This is a genomic window from Pseudoponticoccus marisrubri, from assembly GCF_001482405.1.
GTDB classification, from domain to species: Bacteria; Pseudomonadota; Alphaproteobacteria; order Rhodobacterales; family Rhodobacteraceae; genus Pseudoponticoccus; species Pseudoponticoccus marisrubri.
Genome location: NZ_LPXO01000003.1, coordinates 74,562 through 87,249, shown reverse-complemented (window position 1 = coordinate 87,249; position 12,688 = coordinate 74,562). Strand labels below are relative to the sequence as shown.

The 12,688-nt window shown below is 69.6% G+C and carries 14 protein-coding genes; 12 read left to right on the top strand and 2 right to left on the bottom strand.

Annotation, left to right across the window (positions count from 1 at the left end):
* The first annotated feature begins 91 nt into the window (after positions 1-91).
* On the top strand, positions 92-1,579 hold the full coding sequence (locus AVJ23_RS06425) for a replicative DNA helicase (RefSeq protein ID WP_058861342.1): 1,488 nt from the start codon (positions 92-94) through the stop codon (positions 1,577-1,579).
* Between the two features lie 117 nt (positions 1,580-1,696).
* Here the strand turns inward: AVJ23_RS06425 and AVJ23_RS06420 are convergent, their stop codons facing one another.
* The gene (locus AVJ23_RS06420) at positions 1,697-2,464 is read right to left on the bottom strand and encodes an adenosylcobinamide-GDP ribazoletransferase (protein ID WP_058861341.1); all 768 of its coding nucleotides are present in this window, start codon (positions 2,462-2,464) and stop codon (positions 1,697-1,699) included.
* 142 nt (positions 2,465-2,606) lie between these two features.
* Between AVJ23_RS06420 and alr the strand changes: the two genes are divergently transcribed.
* The 7 genes from alr to AVJ23_RS06385 all read left to right on the top strand — a co-directional run bounded on the left by alr (position 2,607) and on the right by AVJ23_RS06385 (position 8,125).
* Positions 2,607-3,644, top strand: coding sequence for an alanine racemase (gene alr / locus AVJ23_RS06415; RefSeq protein WP_058861340.1), 1,038 nt, complete (start codon positions 2,607-2,609; stop codon positions 3,642-3,644).
* Positions 3,641-4,426 carry an MlaE family ABC transporter permease gene (locus tag AVJ23_RS06410; protein ID WP_058861339.1) on the top strand — a complete coding sequence of 262 codons (786 nt, stop codon included), beginning with the start codon at positions 3,641-3,643 and terminating at the stop codon, positions 4,424-4,426. Before alr ends, AVJ23_RS06410 begins: the two co-directional genes overlap by 4 nt.
* Positions 4,427-4,457: 31 nt before the next feature.
* A complete protein-coding gene (locus tag AVJ23_RS06405; RefSeq protein WP_058861338.1) occupies positions 4,458-5,204 on the top strand; it encodes an ABC transporter ATP-binding protein in 747 nt (248 codons plus the stop codon).
* Positions 5,201-5,587 (top strand): hypothetical protein, encoded by a 387-nt coding sequence (locus tag AVJ23_RS06400; protein WP_058861337.1) that lies wholly within the window; start codon positions 5,201-5,203, stop codon positions 5,585-5,587. Before AVJ23_RS06405 ends, AVJ23_RS06400 begins: the two co-directional genes overlap by 4 nt.
* A gap of 31 nt (positions 5,588-5,618) precedes the next feature.
* Entirely contained in the window at positions 5,619-6,059 is a 441-nt protein-coding gene (locus AVJ23_RS06395) for a paraquat-inducible protein A (protein WP_058861336.1), read from the top strand.
* Positions 6,060-6,150: 91 nt separating this feature from the next.
* Positions 6,151-7,518 carry a DNA repair protein RadA gene (gene radA / locus AVJ23_RS06390; RefSeq protein WP_058861335.1) on the top strand — a complete coding sequence of 456 codons (1,368 nt, stop codon included), beginning with the start codon at positions 6,151-6,153 and terminating at the stop codon, positions 7,516-7,518.
* 31 nt (positions 7,519-7,549) lie between these two features.
* Positions 7,550-8,125, top strand: a complete 576-nt coding sequence (locus AVJ23_RS06385) for a CvpA family protein (RefSeq protein ID WP_058861334.1) — start codon at positions 7,550-7,552, stop codon at positions 8,123-8,125.
* A gap of 3 nt (positions 8,126-8,128) precedes the next feature.
* Here AVJ23_RS06385 and AVJ23_RS06380 read toward each other — a convergent pair whose 3' ends face one another.
* Positions 8,129-9,316: an alpha/beta hydrolase gene (locus AVJ23_RS06380; RefSeq protein ID WP_058861333.1), complete on the bottom strand. Its 1,188-nt coding sequence runs from the start codon at positions 9,314-9,316 to the stop codon at positions 8,129-8,131.
* 154 nt (positions 9,317-9,470) lie between these two features.
* Between AVJ23_RS06380 and AVJ23_RS22770 the strand changes: the two genes are divergently transcribed.
* The 4 genes from AVJ23_RS22770 to AVJ23_RS06365 all read left to right on the top strand — a co-directional run bounded on the left by AVJ23_RS22770 (position 9,471) and on the right by AVJ23_RS06365 (position 12,564).
* Positions 9,471-9,629 carry a hypothetical protein gene (locus tag AVJ23_RS22770; protein WP_157772629.1) on the top strand — a complete coding sequence of 53 codons (159 nt, stop codon included), beginning with the start codon at positions 9,471-9,473 and terminating at the stop codon, positions 9,627-9,629.
* 195 nt (positions 9,630-9,824) lie between these two features.
* The gene (purF, locus tag AVJ23_RS06375) at positions 9,825-11,300 is read left to right on the top strand and encodes an amidophosphoribosyltransferase (RefSeq protein WP_058861624.1); all 1,476 of its coding nucleotides are present in this window, start codon (positions 9,825-9,827) and stop codon (positions 11,298-11,300) included.
* 223 nt (positions 11,301-11,523) lie between these two features.
* A complete protein-coding gene (locus AVJ23_RS06370; RefSeq protein ID WP_058861332.1) occupies positions 11,524-11,868 on the top strand; it encodes a hypothetical protein in 345 nt (114 codons plus the stop codon).
* A gap of 54 nt (positions 11,869-11,922) precedes the next feature.
* A complete protein-coding gene (locus tag AVJ23_RS06365) occupies positions 11,923-12,564 on the top strand; it encodes an SDR family NAD(P)-dependent oxidoreductase (protein WP_058861331.1) in 642 nt (213 codons plus the stop codon).
* The last annotated feature ends 124 nt before the right edge of the window (positions 12,565-12,688 follow it).

Sequence of the window (12,688 nt, the reverse complement as noted above, 5' to 3'; positions counted from 1 at the left end):
CTTTCCCACAGACCTGTCCCCCTATCCCGGCCTGCGCTTTTCCGGCAAAGGGGCCGGACCGGCAGACACCAGGGGCAGACAGGGGCAGCAGATGAACGAAGTGACCGCAATCAATCCGACCGGCGTGCAGGTCGACGCGCCGGACAGCCTGCCGCACTCGATCGAGGCCGAACAGCAGCTGCTGGGCGCGATCCTGACCGAGAACGAGATCTTCGACCGGATCGCCGCGATCATCAAGCCGCAGCATTTCTTCGACCCCGTCCACCAGCGCATCTTCGAGGTCGCCGCGGCGCGGATCTCGCGCAACACGCTGGCCAGCCCGGTCACGCTCAAGGCCTTCATGGAGGATGACGAGGGGCTGCAGAGCCTGGGCGGGGGCGCCTACCTGCTGCGGCTGGCGGGCTGCGCCGTCTCGACCTTCGCGGTGCGCGATTACGCGCAGATGATCTACGAGTTGGCCGTGCGCCGCGACCTGATCCGGCTGGGCCGCGACATTGCCGACCGCGCCGCCAAGGTCGACGTGAAATCCGAACCCTCCGAGCAGATCGTCGATGCCGAGCAGGCGCTCTACAAGCTGGCCGAGCAGGGCCAGACCGAGCGCGGCTTCCAGTCCTTCCTGCGCGCCGCGACCGAGGCGGTCAACGTCGCCAATGCCGCCTACCAGCGCGATGGCGGGCTGGCGGGCCTCGGCACCGGGCTGGTGGACATGGACAAGAAGCTGGGCGGGCTGCACAAGTCCGACCTGTTGATCCTCGCCGGGCGCCCCTCGATGGGCAAGACCTCGCTGGCCACCAACCTCGCCTTCAACATCGCGCGGGCCTATCGCAAGGGCGTGCTGCCCGACGGCTCGCAGGGCGCGGTCGAGGGTGGCGTGGTCGGCTTCTTCAGCCTCGAGATGAGCGCCGAGCAGCTGGCCAGCCGGATCCTTGCCGAGGCTTCGGAGATCTCCAGCCACAAGATCCGCCAGGGCGACATGGACGAGCGCGAGTTCCGCCGCTTCGTGCAGGCGGCCAAGGATCTCGAGGCCTGCCCGCTCTTCATCGACGACACCCCCGCCCTGCCGATCAGCCAGGTCGCGGCGCGGGCGCGGCGGCTGAAGCGGACGCACGGGCTGGACCTGCTGATCGTCGACTACCTGCAGCTGCTGCGCGGCACCTCGGACAACCGGGTGCAGGAGATCGCCGAGATCTCGATGGGGCTCAAGGCGATCGCGAAAGAGCTCAACATCCCCGTCATCGCCCTGTCGCAGCTCTCGCGCCAGGTGGAGAGCCGCGACGACAAGCGCCCACAGCTGTCGGACCTGCGCGAATCGGGCTCGATCGAGCAGGATGCCGACGTGGTCATGTTCGTCTTCCGCGAGGAATACTACGTCGAGCGCGAAAAGCCCTCGGATGACCGGCTGGACGAGATGGTCGCCTGGCAGGAGCGCATGGCCCGGCTGCACGGCAAGGCCGAGGTCATCATCGGCAAGCAGCGTCACGGCCCGATCGGCACGGTGGAGCTGAGCTTCGAGAGCCAGTTCACGCGTTTCGGCAACCTCGTGAAGCCCTGGCAGAACGGCGAGGGCGCGGGCTTCTGAGCACCTTCCCCCGCGCGGCCCGGTCTGCCCGGATCGGGCTGACGTGGGCGGGTTCTTCACCGACCTGCCCCGGAATGAGGCGGGTCGGGACGGGGCACACTCGCGGCGCAACGCGCCTCACAACACGATGGCCAGCCCCAGGTACACGCCCAGCTCGCAGAGCTGCTGCACCCCGCCCAGGCAATCGCCCGTATAGCCGCCCAGCTTGCGCTGGAACCAGGCGCGGAAGAGCTGTCCCAGCAGGATGGACAGGACCAGCGCATAGCCGGTGGCCACCCAGCCGAACCACAGCATCATCCCCGCCAGCAGCACCGCCAGCATGGCCAGCGCCACGCGGTAGCCATCGGGCGTGATCGCGGTGATGATCGCCTGCATCCCCTCCGAGCGCGCATAGCGTGTCGTGGCGATGATATGCACCGCGCCCATGCGCCCCATCGCGTGCCCGGCCACCAGCGCGGCCATGGCGTCCGGCAGGTTCAGCGAGGCCAGCAGCACCAGCTTGAGCGCCAGCACAAGCCCCAGCGCCATGCCGCCATGCTTGCCCAGACGCGCATCGGCCATGATGCGCAGCACCGTGTCGCGATCGGACCCGCCGGCCAGCCCGTCCACCGCATCGGCCAGCCCGTCCTCGTGGAAGGCGCCGGTCACGATCAGGGTCGCGGCCAGTGACAGGATCACCGCCGCACCCCAGGGCAGGACCAGCGCGGCCAGCCACAGCACCGCCGCGCCGACGGCCCCCACCACCACGCCCACCACCGGGTGATACTTGGTGGCGCGGATCATCAGGTCGTCCGAGCTGGGCAGCCCGGCGGGCACCGGCACGCGCGTCAGGTAGCGCAGTGCCAGCAGGAACAGCTGCCATTCCAGGTGGATCGCGTCGCGCATGCCCGTCCTGCTCTTGCCCGGCGCGGCGCTCCTGCCGCACCCTGCGTGCAGCCTATGCCGCAGCCCGCCCCGGCCACAAGTCGCCCCCTCCGCGGCCATTTCGCACTTGACCCTCGCCCGTTCCATGCCAAACACATCGCGCATGGCCCAAGCTCATCTGACCATCGACCTGCCCGCCCTCTGCGCCAACTGGCGGACCCTTTCCGACCTGACGCAGGGCGAGGCCGCCGCCGTGGTCAAGGCCGATGCCTACGGGCTGGGCCTCGACAAGGTGGCGCCGGCGCTGGCCGCGGCCGGGGCGCGCCGCTTCTTCGTGGCGATCGCCGAGGAAGGGGCCGAGCTGCGCCGCATCCTCGGCCCCGGGCCCGAGATCAGCGTCTTCTCGGGGCACATGGCGGGCGATGCCGCGCTGCTGCGCGACGCGCAGCTGACCCCGATGATCAATTCCATCGACCAGATGCTGCGCCATGTCGAGGGGCTGCCGGGGCACCCGTTCGGCATCCAGCTCGATTCGGGCATGAACCGGCTGGGGATGGAGCCGGCCGAATGGGCCGCGCTGCGCGAGATCGCGCTGGCGCAGCGCCCGTCGCTGGTGATGAGCCATCTCGCCTGCGCGGACGAGCCCGACCACCCGATGAACGCCCACCAACTGCGCAGCTTCACCGAGATGACCGACGGGATCGACGCGCCGCGCTCGCTCTCGGCCACGGGCGGGATCCTGATGGGGCCGGATTATCATTTCGACCTGACCCGCCCGGGCATCGGCCTGTATGGCGGGCTGCCCTTCATCGAGGCGCAGCCCGTGGTCACGGTGCGCATCCCGGTGATCCAGGTTCGCGACGTGCTGCCGGGCGAGACGGTGGGCTATGGCAACACCTGGACCGCCGAGCGCCCGACCCGCGTGGCCACGGTGGCCGCGGGCTATGCCGACGGCATCCTGCGCACCATGAGCCGCGGCGCCTGGCTCTGGGCCGGCGAGACACGCTGCAAGGTGCTGGGGCGCATCTCGATGGACCTGATCGGAGTCGACGTGACCGAGGTCGGGGACACGCCCGAGGCGATGGAACTGTTGGGCCAGCACCAGAGCGTCGACACGCTGGCCGACTGGGCGGGCACGATCGGCTACGAGATCCTGACCTCGCTGGGCGCACGCTATGCCCGGACCTACCTGACGACATGAGCAGCCTGACCGCCCCTCTCGGCGCGCTGGGGCGCGCCAGCCTTGGCGGGCTCGGCTTTGTCGGGCGCGTGACGCTGTTCGCGCTGGCCGCGCTGAGCCATGTGCTGCGCCCGCCCTTCTACGCCCGCGAATTCGGCCAAGCGCTGGTGAATATCGGCTGGCTGTCGCTGCCCGTGGTCGGGCTGACCGCCATCTTCACCGGCGGCGCGCTGGCGCTGCAGATCTATGCCGGCGGCGCGCGCTTCAACGCCGAGGCGGTTGTGCCGCAGATCGTCGCCGTGGGCATGGTGCGCGAGTTGGGCCCGGTGCTGGTCGGGCTGATGATCGCGGCGCGCGTGACCTCCTCCATCGCGGCCGAGATCGCCACCATGAAGGTGACCGAGCAGATCGACGCGCTGGTGACCCTGTCCACCGATCCGCTGAAATACCTTGTCGCGCCGCGCGTGCTGGCCGCGCTTCTGGTCGTGCCCGTGCTGGTCGCGGTGGGCGACCTGATCGGCATCTTCGGTGGCTACGCGCTGGCCACCGGGTCGCTGGGCTTCAACGCGGCGGCCTATCTAAACAACACGATCAATTTCCTCGAGGCGACCGACATCATCTCGTCGCTGGTCAAGGGCTGCGCCTTCGGCGGGCTCGCGGCGCTGATGGGCTGCTATTTCGGCATGCATTCGGGCCGCGGCGCGCAGGGCGTGGGCCGGGCCACCAAATACGCGGTCGAGGCGGCGGCCGTGCTGATCCTGGCCGCGAACTTTCTGCTGACGGGGGTCTTCTTCTCGCTATGAGCTCTGCGCCTGGACATCCCGGAGGCGCGGCATGATCCGCCTGCGCTCGGTCTGCAAGTCCTTTGACGACAACCACGTGCTGCGCGGGGTCGATCTGGACATTCCGCAGGGCACGTCGATGGTGATCATCGGCGGCTCGGGCACCGGCAAGTCGGTACTGCTGAAATGCATCCTCGGCCTCGTCACCCCGGACGCGGGCCAGATCACGCTGGACGACGAGGACGTGACCCGCACCGAGCGCGACGCCTTCCTCGCCCGGTTCGGGATGCTGTTCCAGGGCGCGGCGCTGTTCGACAGCCTGCCGGTCTGGCAGAACGTCGCCTTCCGCCTGCTGCAGGGGCGCGACCGCATGCCGGCCGAGGCCGCGCGCGACCGCGCCATCGAGAAGCTGCGCCGCGTCGGGTTGAAATCCGAGGTGGCCGACCTTTTCCCCGCCGAGCTCTCGGGCGGCATGCAGAAGCGCGTGGGCCTCGCCCGCGCCATCGCCGCCGAGCCCGAGATCATCTTCTTCGACGAACCCACCACCGGGCTCGACCCGATCATGGCCGGGGTCATCAACGACCTGATCCGCGAGATCGTGACCGAGATGGGCGTCACCGCCATGACCATCACCCATGACATGACCAGCGTGCGCGCCATCGCCGACAACGTGGCCATGCTGCATGACGGGGTCATCAAGTGGACCGGCCCCGCGAGCGAGCTGGACCGCAGCGGCGACGCCCATGTGCGGCAATTCATCACCGGCTCGGCCGAGGGCCCGATCGAGGCGGTGCGATGAATTTCCTGCCCGAGCCGGACCCGGTGGTCCTCGGCTTCTTCTTCTTCAAGAAATTCGTCTATCTCGAGGTGCTGGCCGTGCTTGCCGCGCTGCGCCTGGCGGTGGGCCAGGGCATCGCGCGCTGGCCGGCGCTGGTCGCGCTGCTGATGGCGCTGGGTGGCGTGGCCACGGTGCTGGCGCCGGCCGCCGGGCTGAACGAGGGGCCGCTTTATGTCTCGGCGGCGCGCTTCATGGGCCAGAGCGGCGGCATGGCGGCGCTGCTGGTGCCCTCGGCGGTGTTCCTGATCAGCACGATCACCCCGCGCGCGCGCTGGCGCTGGCTGGACATCCTGCACCTGCTGATGCTGGCCGGGCTGCTGCTGGCCTGGTGGTGGATCGGTTGACGCCGCCGCCCGCCGCGCCCATCTGAGCGCGATGCGCTGGCTGAACCTGCTCCTTGTGCTGCTCTACCCCGTGTCGTGGTTCGCGCCGCTCATGAAGGCGGGGCTGCTGCCGCTCTTCGGGATGAGCGAGATCAGCGTGATCTCGGGGCTGCAGGCGCTCTGGGGCACCGATATCGCGCTGGCGCTGGTGGTGACGGCCTTTGCGCTCTTCGCCCCTATGCTCAAGACGCTGGGGCTGGCGCTGGTGCAGTTCGGCCTGCTGGACCGCCGCGCCCTGCCCGCGATCGGGGTGCTGGGCAAATGCGCCATGGCCGACATCTTCCTGATCGCGCTATACGTGACGCTGGCCAAGGGCATGGGCGTCGGCCGGATCGAGACCGCCTGGGGGCTCTACCTGTTCACCGGCTGCGTGCTGGCCTCGATCGCGCTGACCATTGCCGAGGGGCGCCGGGCGGCCCCGCAGAGCGCCTAGGGCGCCGGGCCCGCCATGCCGCCGCGTGGCCCATTGGCGTGCCGCGCGCTTTGCGGCATAAGGCACCCTGCCCGGGAAGACAGGAGCTCTCATGGCCAAAGCCGCCCCCGCCTTCGTCTGCCAGTCCTGTGGCGCCACCAGCTCGAAATGGGCCGGGCGCTGCGAGGCCTGCGGCGAGTGGAACACCATCGTCGAGGAGAAACCGCTGAGCCAGGGCCCGGCGGGCAAGTCGCTGGGCACGGTGCGCGGCAAGTCGATCCCGCTGTCCGACCTGTCCAGCCGCGAGGCGCCGCCGCCGCGCACCGCCTGCGGTCTGGACGAGCTCGACCGCGTGCTGGGCGGCGGGCTGGTGCCGGCCTCGGCAGTGCTGGTGGGCGGCGATCCAGGCATCGGCAAGTCGACCCTGCTGCTGCAGGCCGCGGCGGCCTTTGCCAATGCGGGGCTGTCGGTGGTCTATATCTCGGGCGAGGAGGCCAGCGCCCAGGTCCGGCTGCGCGCGCAGCGGCTGGGGCTGGCCGATGCACAGGTCAAGCTGGCGACCGAGACCAACCTGCGCGACATCCTGACCACGCTGGACGAGGCGCGCCCCGACCTGGCCATCGTGGATTCGGTGCAGACCATGTGGGCCGACAATGTCGACAGCGCGCCGGGCAGCGTCAGCCAGGTGCGCGCCGCCGCGCATGAGCTGACCACCTTCGCCAAGCGGCGCGGCTCGGCCGTGGTCATGGTCGGCCACGTCACCAAGGACGGCCAGATCGCCGGCCCGCGCGTGGTCGAGCACATGGTCGACACGGTGCTGTACTTCGAGGGCGAGCGCGGCCACCAGTTCCGCATCCTGCGCTCGGTCAAGAACCGCTTCGGGCCGGCCGACGAGATCGGCGTCTTCGAGATGACCGGCGCCGGGCTGGCCGAGGTGCCCAACCCCTCGGCGCTGTTCCTGTCAGAGCGCGGCGCGCCCTCGACCGGGTCGGTGGTGTTCTCGGGGATCGAGGGCACGCGCCCGGTGCTGGTCGAGTTCCAGGCGCTGGTCGCACCCTCGCCCACCTCGCAGCCGCGCCGGTCGGTGGTGGGCTGGGACGGCTCGCGCCTGTCGATGATCCTCGCCGTGCTCGAATCGCGCTGCGGCATCCCCTTTGCCGGGCTCGACGTCTACCTGAACGTGGCCGGCGGCATGCGCGTGGGCGAACCGGCGGCCGATCTGGCTGTGGCGGCTGCGCTACTTTCCGCGCGCGAGGACAGCGCCCTGCCCGCCGAGACTGTCGTTTTCGGCGAAATCAGCCTATCAGGAGCCCTGAGGCCGGTCAGCCAGACCGAAAACAGGTTGAAAGAGGCCCGCAAACTTGGTTTTTCCTCCGCGATCCTGCCGCAGGGCGGCAAGGCGGGCGGAACGGGCGGCATGCAGCTGTCGCGCATGGCCGACCTGACAGGTTTCGTGGGCGACGTGTTCGGCGCCGGTTGAACGACGCGGGCAACAAAGGGGCGTTGAGCAGATGGAAGGCTTTACCGTAGTCGACGGGGTCGTGGGCGTCGTGATCGTGCTCTCGGCGCTTCTCGCCTATTCACGGGGCGTGGTGCGAGAGATCATGGCCATCCTGGGATGGGTGTTCGCAGCAATCCTCGCCTTCATGTTCGCCGACCAGGCGCAGCCGCTGATCAAGGAAGTGCCGGTGATCGGCGAGTTCCTGTCCGACAGCTGCGAATTGTCGATCATCGCCGCCTTTGCCGCGGTCTTCACCGTGGCGCTGGTCGTAGTGTCGCTGTTCACGCCCCTCTTCTCGTCGATCGTGCAGAAATCCGCCCTGGGCGGGATCGACCAGGCGCTCGGCTTCTTCTTCGGCGTCGCACGCGGCATTCTGCTGGTGGCGATCGCCTTCTTCGTTTACCAGACCGTGATTACCGCGCAGGATATCGCGATGATCGACGACAGCCGCTCGGCCGCCGTCTTCTCGCGCTTCACCGACCGGATCGAGCAGCAGAACCCCGAGCAGGCCCTGGGCTGGATCACCGCGCAATACGAGCAGCTTGTCGGCGTCTGCGACGCCCCGGCCCCCGTCGACGAGGGCTGAACCCTAACGCGCCAGGAAGGCGTCCACCGCGTCCATCAGCCGGGTAAAGCCCGGCTCGTCCGGCACCAGGATATGATTGCCGCTGTCGATGCTGAGCAGGCTGGCATCGGGCAGCAGCCGGGCGAACAGCTGGGCCTGCGAGAAGGGTTGCAGCGAGTCGTGCAGCGCGTGGCAGACCAGCACCGGCGCGCGGACCTGCGGCAGCAGCCCGGTCACGTCCACGTTTGAACAGACCTCGCGCAGGGTCGCGGCCCATTCCGGGCTGGCCGAGGCCACCTGCAGGTCGATGAAGCTCTGCAGCTGCGCATCGCTGGCCTGCGGCAGGAACAGCGAGGAGAAGCAGCGCATCGCGCCCACCTGCGGCTTGCCCCAGCCCTTCAGGATCATTTCGCTCAGCGCCCGGGTCATGGCTGCGCCCACCTCTCCGTCGCGCACGCTGCTGCCCTGCGCGAAGGCGCCGTAGAGGATCAGCCGGTCGATCCGCTCGGGATGGCGCGCGGCATAGGCGCAGGCGACCGAGGCGCTCTGCGAGGCGGCAAAGATCGAGAACCGCTCAAGCCCCGCCGCATCTGCCACGGCGCCCAGATCCTCGACCAGCTTGTCGAAGGACACGTCGGGGCAGCCCCGCTCGGACATGCCCGTGCCGCGCGGATCGTAGCGCACCAGCCGCCGCCCGCGCGCCAGCCGATCGATCCAGGGCCGCCAGACCGGGCTGGTCAGGTCCATCTCCTGATGCGTCATCCAATGCCCCGCGCGCAGCAGTGGCGGCCCCTGCCCCAGCGCGCTCCAGGCCAGCCCCGCGCCGTCCGGCGACGTGGCCATGCGCACGTCGAGCGGCGGCATCGCGTTGTCGGGGCTCTCCGGCCCCGGCGGCGGGCCGTCCTCCGGCAGGATCTCGGCCACCAGCTGCACGCCCACGCGCGGCACTGTCCGGATGATCGCCTGATCGCGGCCGGTATCGCCCACCGCGGCGCGCGCGGCGCTGATCCGGGCCGCCACCGTCGCATCCGAGACGATCTGCCCCTTCCAGACCTCGGCGATCAGCGCGTCGCGGCTGACCACCTCGCCCGCCCGCCGGGCCAGCAGGGCCAGCAGCGCGAAGACCTGCGGCTCTACATGCACGGGCGCGCCGTCGCGCCGCAGCTCGTGCCGGGCGAGGTCGAGCGTGACATCTGCGAAGCGGTATCTCATCGCCCCATCCTAACCGCCGCGCGCCCGTCCACAAAGCGCGACGGGATGCCTTCGGCAAATCAGAAGGGTTCGGCAAGCAAAGCACAAGGCGGCCTTCAAGCGCGCGCCGCCTGCGCCGGGCACTCTGGTGTCACGACAGACAAGGAGACACGCCATGACACCGCCCCGCATTCACACCCGCCCCGACGGCTCGATCGACACCGCCTTCTACATGGCCCGCGGCCGCCGGATGCGCAGCGAAGCCGCCCACCGGCTGATGGGCCGGGACGAGCGCCGCCCGCGCCACGCCACGCCCCGCGCGCCACTGGTCTGAGACGCGGATCCGGGCCGGCCCGGGGCCCCGGTCACCGAAAAGCGGCGCGGGCCGTTTCTGCGGTGACCGGGGATTGGGCAGGTCCCGTTGCGCGACGGCACCATATGTGATCGTTTCGTGACACGGGCGGCCGGAGCGATTAAGGAAGGCGGGTAAGCCCATCTGGATTCGGAGCGCGCCTTGTCCGACGCCCACATGCCCCCGGCCCACCCTTTCGACTATGACGGCTCTTCCGACGGCGACAAGCTGCGCGAGGAATGCGGCATTTTCGGCGTGGTGGGTCTCAGTGATGCCGCCAATTTCGTCGCCCTCGGCCTGCATGCCCTGCAGCATCGCGGGCAGGAGGCGGGCGGCATCGTCTCGTACCAGCCCGACCAGGGCTTCAACTCGGCGCGCCGCTTCGGCTATGTGCGCGACAACTTCACCAAGCAGTCGCTGATGGAGACCCTGCCCGGCCAGCTGGCCATCGGGCATGTCCGCTACTCCACCGCCGGATCGAAAGGGCCGACCGCGATCCGCGACGTGCAGCCCTTCTTCGGCGAGTTCTCGATGGGCGGCGCGGCGATCGCGCATAATGGCAACATCACCAATGCCGACGCGCTGCGGCGCGAGATGATCGACCGCGGGTCGATCTTCCAGAGCTCCAGCGACAGCGAATGCATCATCCACCTGATGGCCCGCTCGCTGCAACGCGACATCCCCGCCAGGATGGAGGATGCGCTGCGCCGGGTCGAGGGGGCGTTCTCGGTGGTGGCCATGACACGCACCAAGCTGATCGGCGTGCGCGACCCGCTGGGCGTGCGCCCGCTGGTGCTGGGCCGGATCGGCGATGGCTGGTGCCTGTCCTCCGAGACCTGCGCGCTGGACATCATCGGCGCGGAATACGTGCGCGAGATCGAGCCGGGCGAGATGGTCGTCATCACCGCCGAGAAGGGCGTCGAGAGCCATCACCCCTTCCGCCCCGCGCGGCCGCGCTTCTGCATCTTCGAACATGTCTATTTCTCGCGCCCCGATTCGATCATCGGCGGGCGCTCGGTCTACGAGACGCGGCGCCAGATCGGGGTCGAGCTGGCGCGCGAGGCCGCGGTGGACGCGGATCTTGTCTGCCCCGTGCCCGACAGCGGCACGCCGGCCGCGATCGGCTTTGCCCATGAATCGGGCATCCCCTACGGCATGGGCATCGTGCGCAACCAGTATATGGGCCGCACCTTCATCGAGCCCACCGAGCAGATCCGCAACATGGGCGTCCGGCTCAAGCTGAACGTCAATCGCGCGCTGATCCGCGGCAAGAAGGTGATCCTTGTCGACGACTCGGTGGTGCGCGGCACGACCAGCCGCAAGATCAAGGAGATGATCCTCGATGCCGGCGCCAAGGAGGTGCATTTCCGCATCGCCTCGCCGCCCACCGCCTGGCCCTGTTTCTACGGGGTGGACACGCCGCAGCGCGAAAAGCTGCTGGCCGCCACCATGTCCGAGGACGAGATGTGCGCCCATCTGGGGGTCGATTCCCTGCGCTTCATCTCGCTTGACGGTCTCTACCGCGCGGTGGGCGAGGCCGGCGGCCGCGATCCGGACCAGCCGCAATATTGCGATGCCTGTTTCTCGGGCGAATACCCGGTGGAGCCCGCCGACATGATCGAGAAGGGCTTCCAGATGAAGGCGGCGGAATAGGCGGAACGCCGCCTCTGCCCCTGCCCCAAAAGCCGCCGCGCCCACTGTGCGGCGCGGCATGATGACCGCCCTGCAAGCTTCCGCCGATCGCGGATAGCGCAAACGGCGCCTTCCGGCGCATGGCCGGCACCCCCTCTTTCGCAGCTGCAGCATCGGGCCTAGATGGCGGATCGCACCGGATCACTCCCGGTGCGCAACGCCAGACAAGAAGGTGTGTCTATCCATGCTGGAAAGCTCCCTGCGCCCCCGGCCTCGGCCGGCCGGGTTCGAGAAAACTGTTGCCCGCGCCCAGGCGGCCCGGACCGAAGCGGCCGAGGACGGCCAGATGACCAAGGCCCGGGAACTGGCCACGACCGAGGCGCCGCTGGCGCGCGACGGGATGATGCTGCTGGGCACGTTCGGCACCGAGGCCTCGATGAGCGCGCTGATCCGCCTGCCCGACGGGCAGATGCACAAGGTGGCTCGCGGCGACAAGGTCGGCGGGCATCGCGTGCTGGGCATCTCGGACGCACGGGTCATCCTGCAGGCACGCGGTCGGTCGCAGACCCTGGCCATGCCCGCGGCCTGAGCGGCGCGTGACTGGCCGCTTGACCTTTGCCGCCGCTCGGGTGAGACAGCGCAGATGACCCAGATCGCCCTCATCACCGGTGCCTCGCGCGGGCTTGGCTTTGCCCTGGGCGAAGCGCTCGCGCCGGATTATCACGTCATCGCCGTGGCCCGCACCGTCGGCGGGCTGGAAGAGCTGGACGACCGGATCAAGGCCAAGGGCGGGTCGGCCACGCTGGCGCCGCTTGACATCTGCGACCGCGACGCGATGGCGCATATGTGCCGCTCGATCCATGACCGCTGGGGCGGCATCACGCTCTGGGCCCATACGGCGATCCATGCCGCGCCGCTGACCCCGGCGGCGCATCTGGATGCCAAGGACTGGAAGAAATCGGTCAGCACCAATATCGACGCGATGGGCCACTTGGTCCCCTTCGTGGCGCCGCTGCTGGGAGACATGGGCACGGCGCTGTTCTTCGACGACCCGCATGGCGGCGAGAAGTTCTATGGCCATTACGGCACCACCAAGTCGGCGCAGATCGCGCTGGCGCGCAGCTGGGCGGCCGAGCACGAGAGGTTCGGCCCCGCCATCCGCATCCTGACCCCGCGCCCGATGGAGACGCATACCCGCGCGCGCTTCCATCCCGGCGAGGACCGCGCCCCGCTGGCCCGCCCGGCCGAGGAGGCCGCGCGCCTGCTGGCCGAGATCCGCGACTGACCGGACAACCGCCTCGCGGCGGTACGGTGCGCCGATGACGGCACCGGGGCCATGCGCCCCGCCCTCGGCCGCTTGCCCTGCGCACCCCTGTCCTCTAAGGACGGTTCAGAGCAAGACAGGCACT

Coding starts and splice junctions, on each gene's coding strand:
- AVJ23_RS06425 (WP_058861342.1), top strand. CDS start 92: ATGAACGAAGTGACCGCAATCAATCCGACCGGCGTGCAGGTCGACGCG.
- AVJ23_RS06420 (WP_058861341.1), bottom strand. CDS start 2,464: ATGCGCGACGCGATCCACCTGGAATGGCAGCTGTTCCTGCTGGCACTG.
- alr (WP_058861340.1), top strand. CDS start 2,607: ATGGCCCAAGCTCATCTGACCATCGACCTGCCCGCCCTCTGCGCCAAC.
- AVJ23_RS06410 (WP_058861339.1), top strand. CDS start 3,641: ATGAGCAGCCTGACCGCCCCTCTCGGCGCGCTGGGGCGCGCCAGCCTT.
- AVJ23_RS06405 (WP_058861338.1), top strand. CDS start 4,458: ATGATCCGCCTGCGCTCGGTCTGCAAGTCCTTTGACGACAACCACGTG.
- AVJ23_RS06400 (WP_058861337.1), top strand. CDS start 5,201: ATGAATTTCCTGCCCGAGCCGGACCCGGTGGTCCTCGGCTTCTTCTTC.
- AVJ23_RS06395 (WP_058861336.1), top strand. CDS start 5,619: ATGCGCTGGCTGAACCTGCTCCTTGTGCTGCTCTACCCCGTGTCGTGG.
- radA (WP_058861335.1), top strand. CDS start 6,151: ATGGCCAAAGCCGCCCCCGCCTTCGTCTGCCAGTCCTGTGGCGCCACC.
- AVJ23_RS06385 (WP_058861334.1), top strand. CDS start 7,550: ATGGAAGGCTTTACCGTAGTCGACGGGGTCGTGGGCGTCGTGATCGTG.
- AVJ23_RS06380 (WP_058861333.1), bottom strand. CDS start 9,316: ATGAGATACCGCTTCGCAGATGTCACGCTCGACCTCGCCCGGCACGAG.
- AVJ23_RS22770 (WP_157772629.1), top strand. CDS start 9,471: ATGACACCGCCCCGCATTCACACCCGCCCCGACGGCTCGATCGACACC.
- purF (WP_058861624.1), top strand. CDS start 9,825: ATGCCCCCGGCCCACCCTTTCGACTATGACGGCTCTTCCGACGGCGAC.
- AVJ23_RS06370 (WP_058861332.1), top strand. CDS start 11,524: ATGCTGGAAAGCTCCCTGCGCCCCCGGCCTCGGCCGGCCGGGTTCGAG.
- AVJ23_RS06365 (WP_058861331.1), top strand. CDS start 11,923: ATGACCCAGATCGCCCTCATCACCGGTGCCTCGCGCGGGCTTGGCTTT.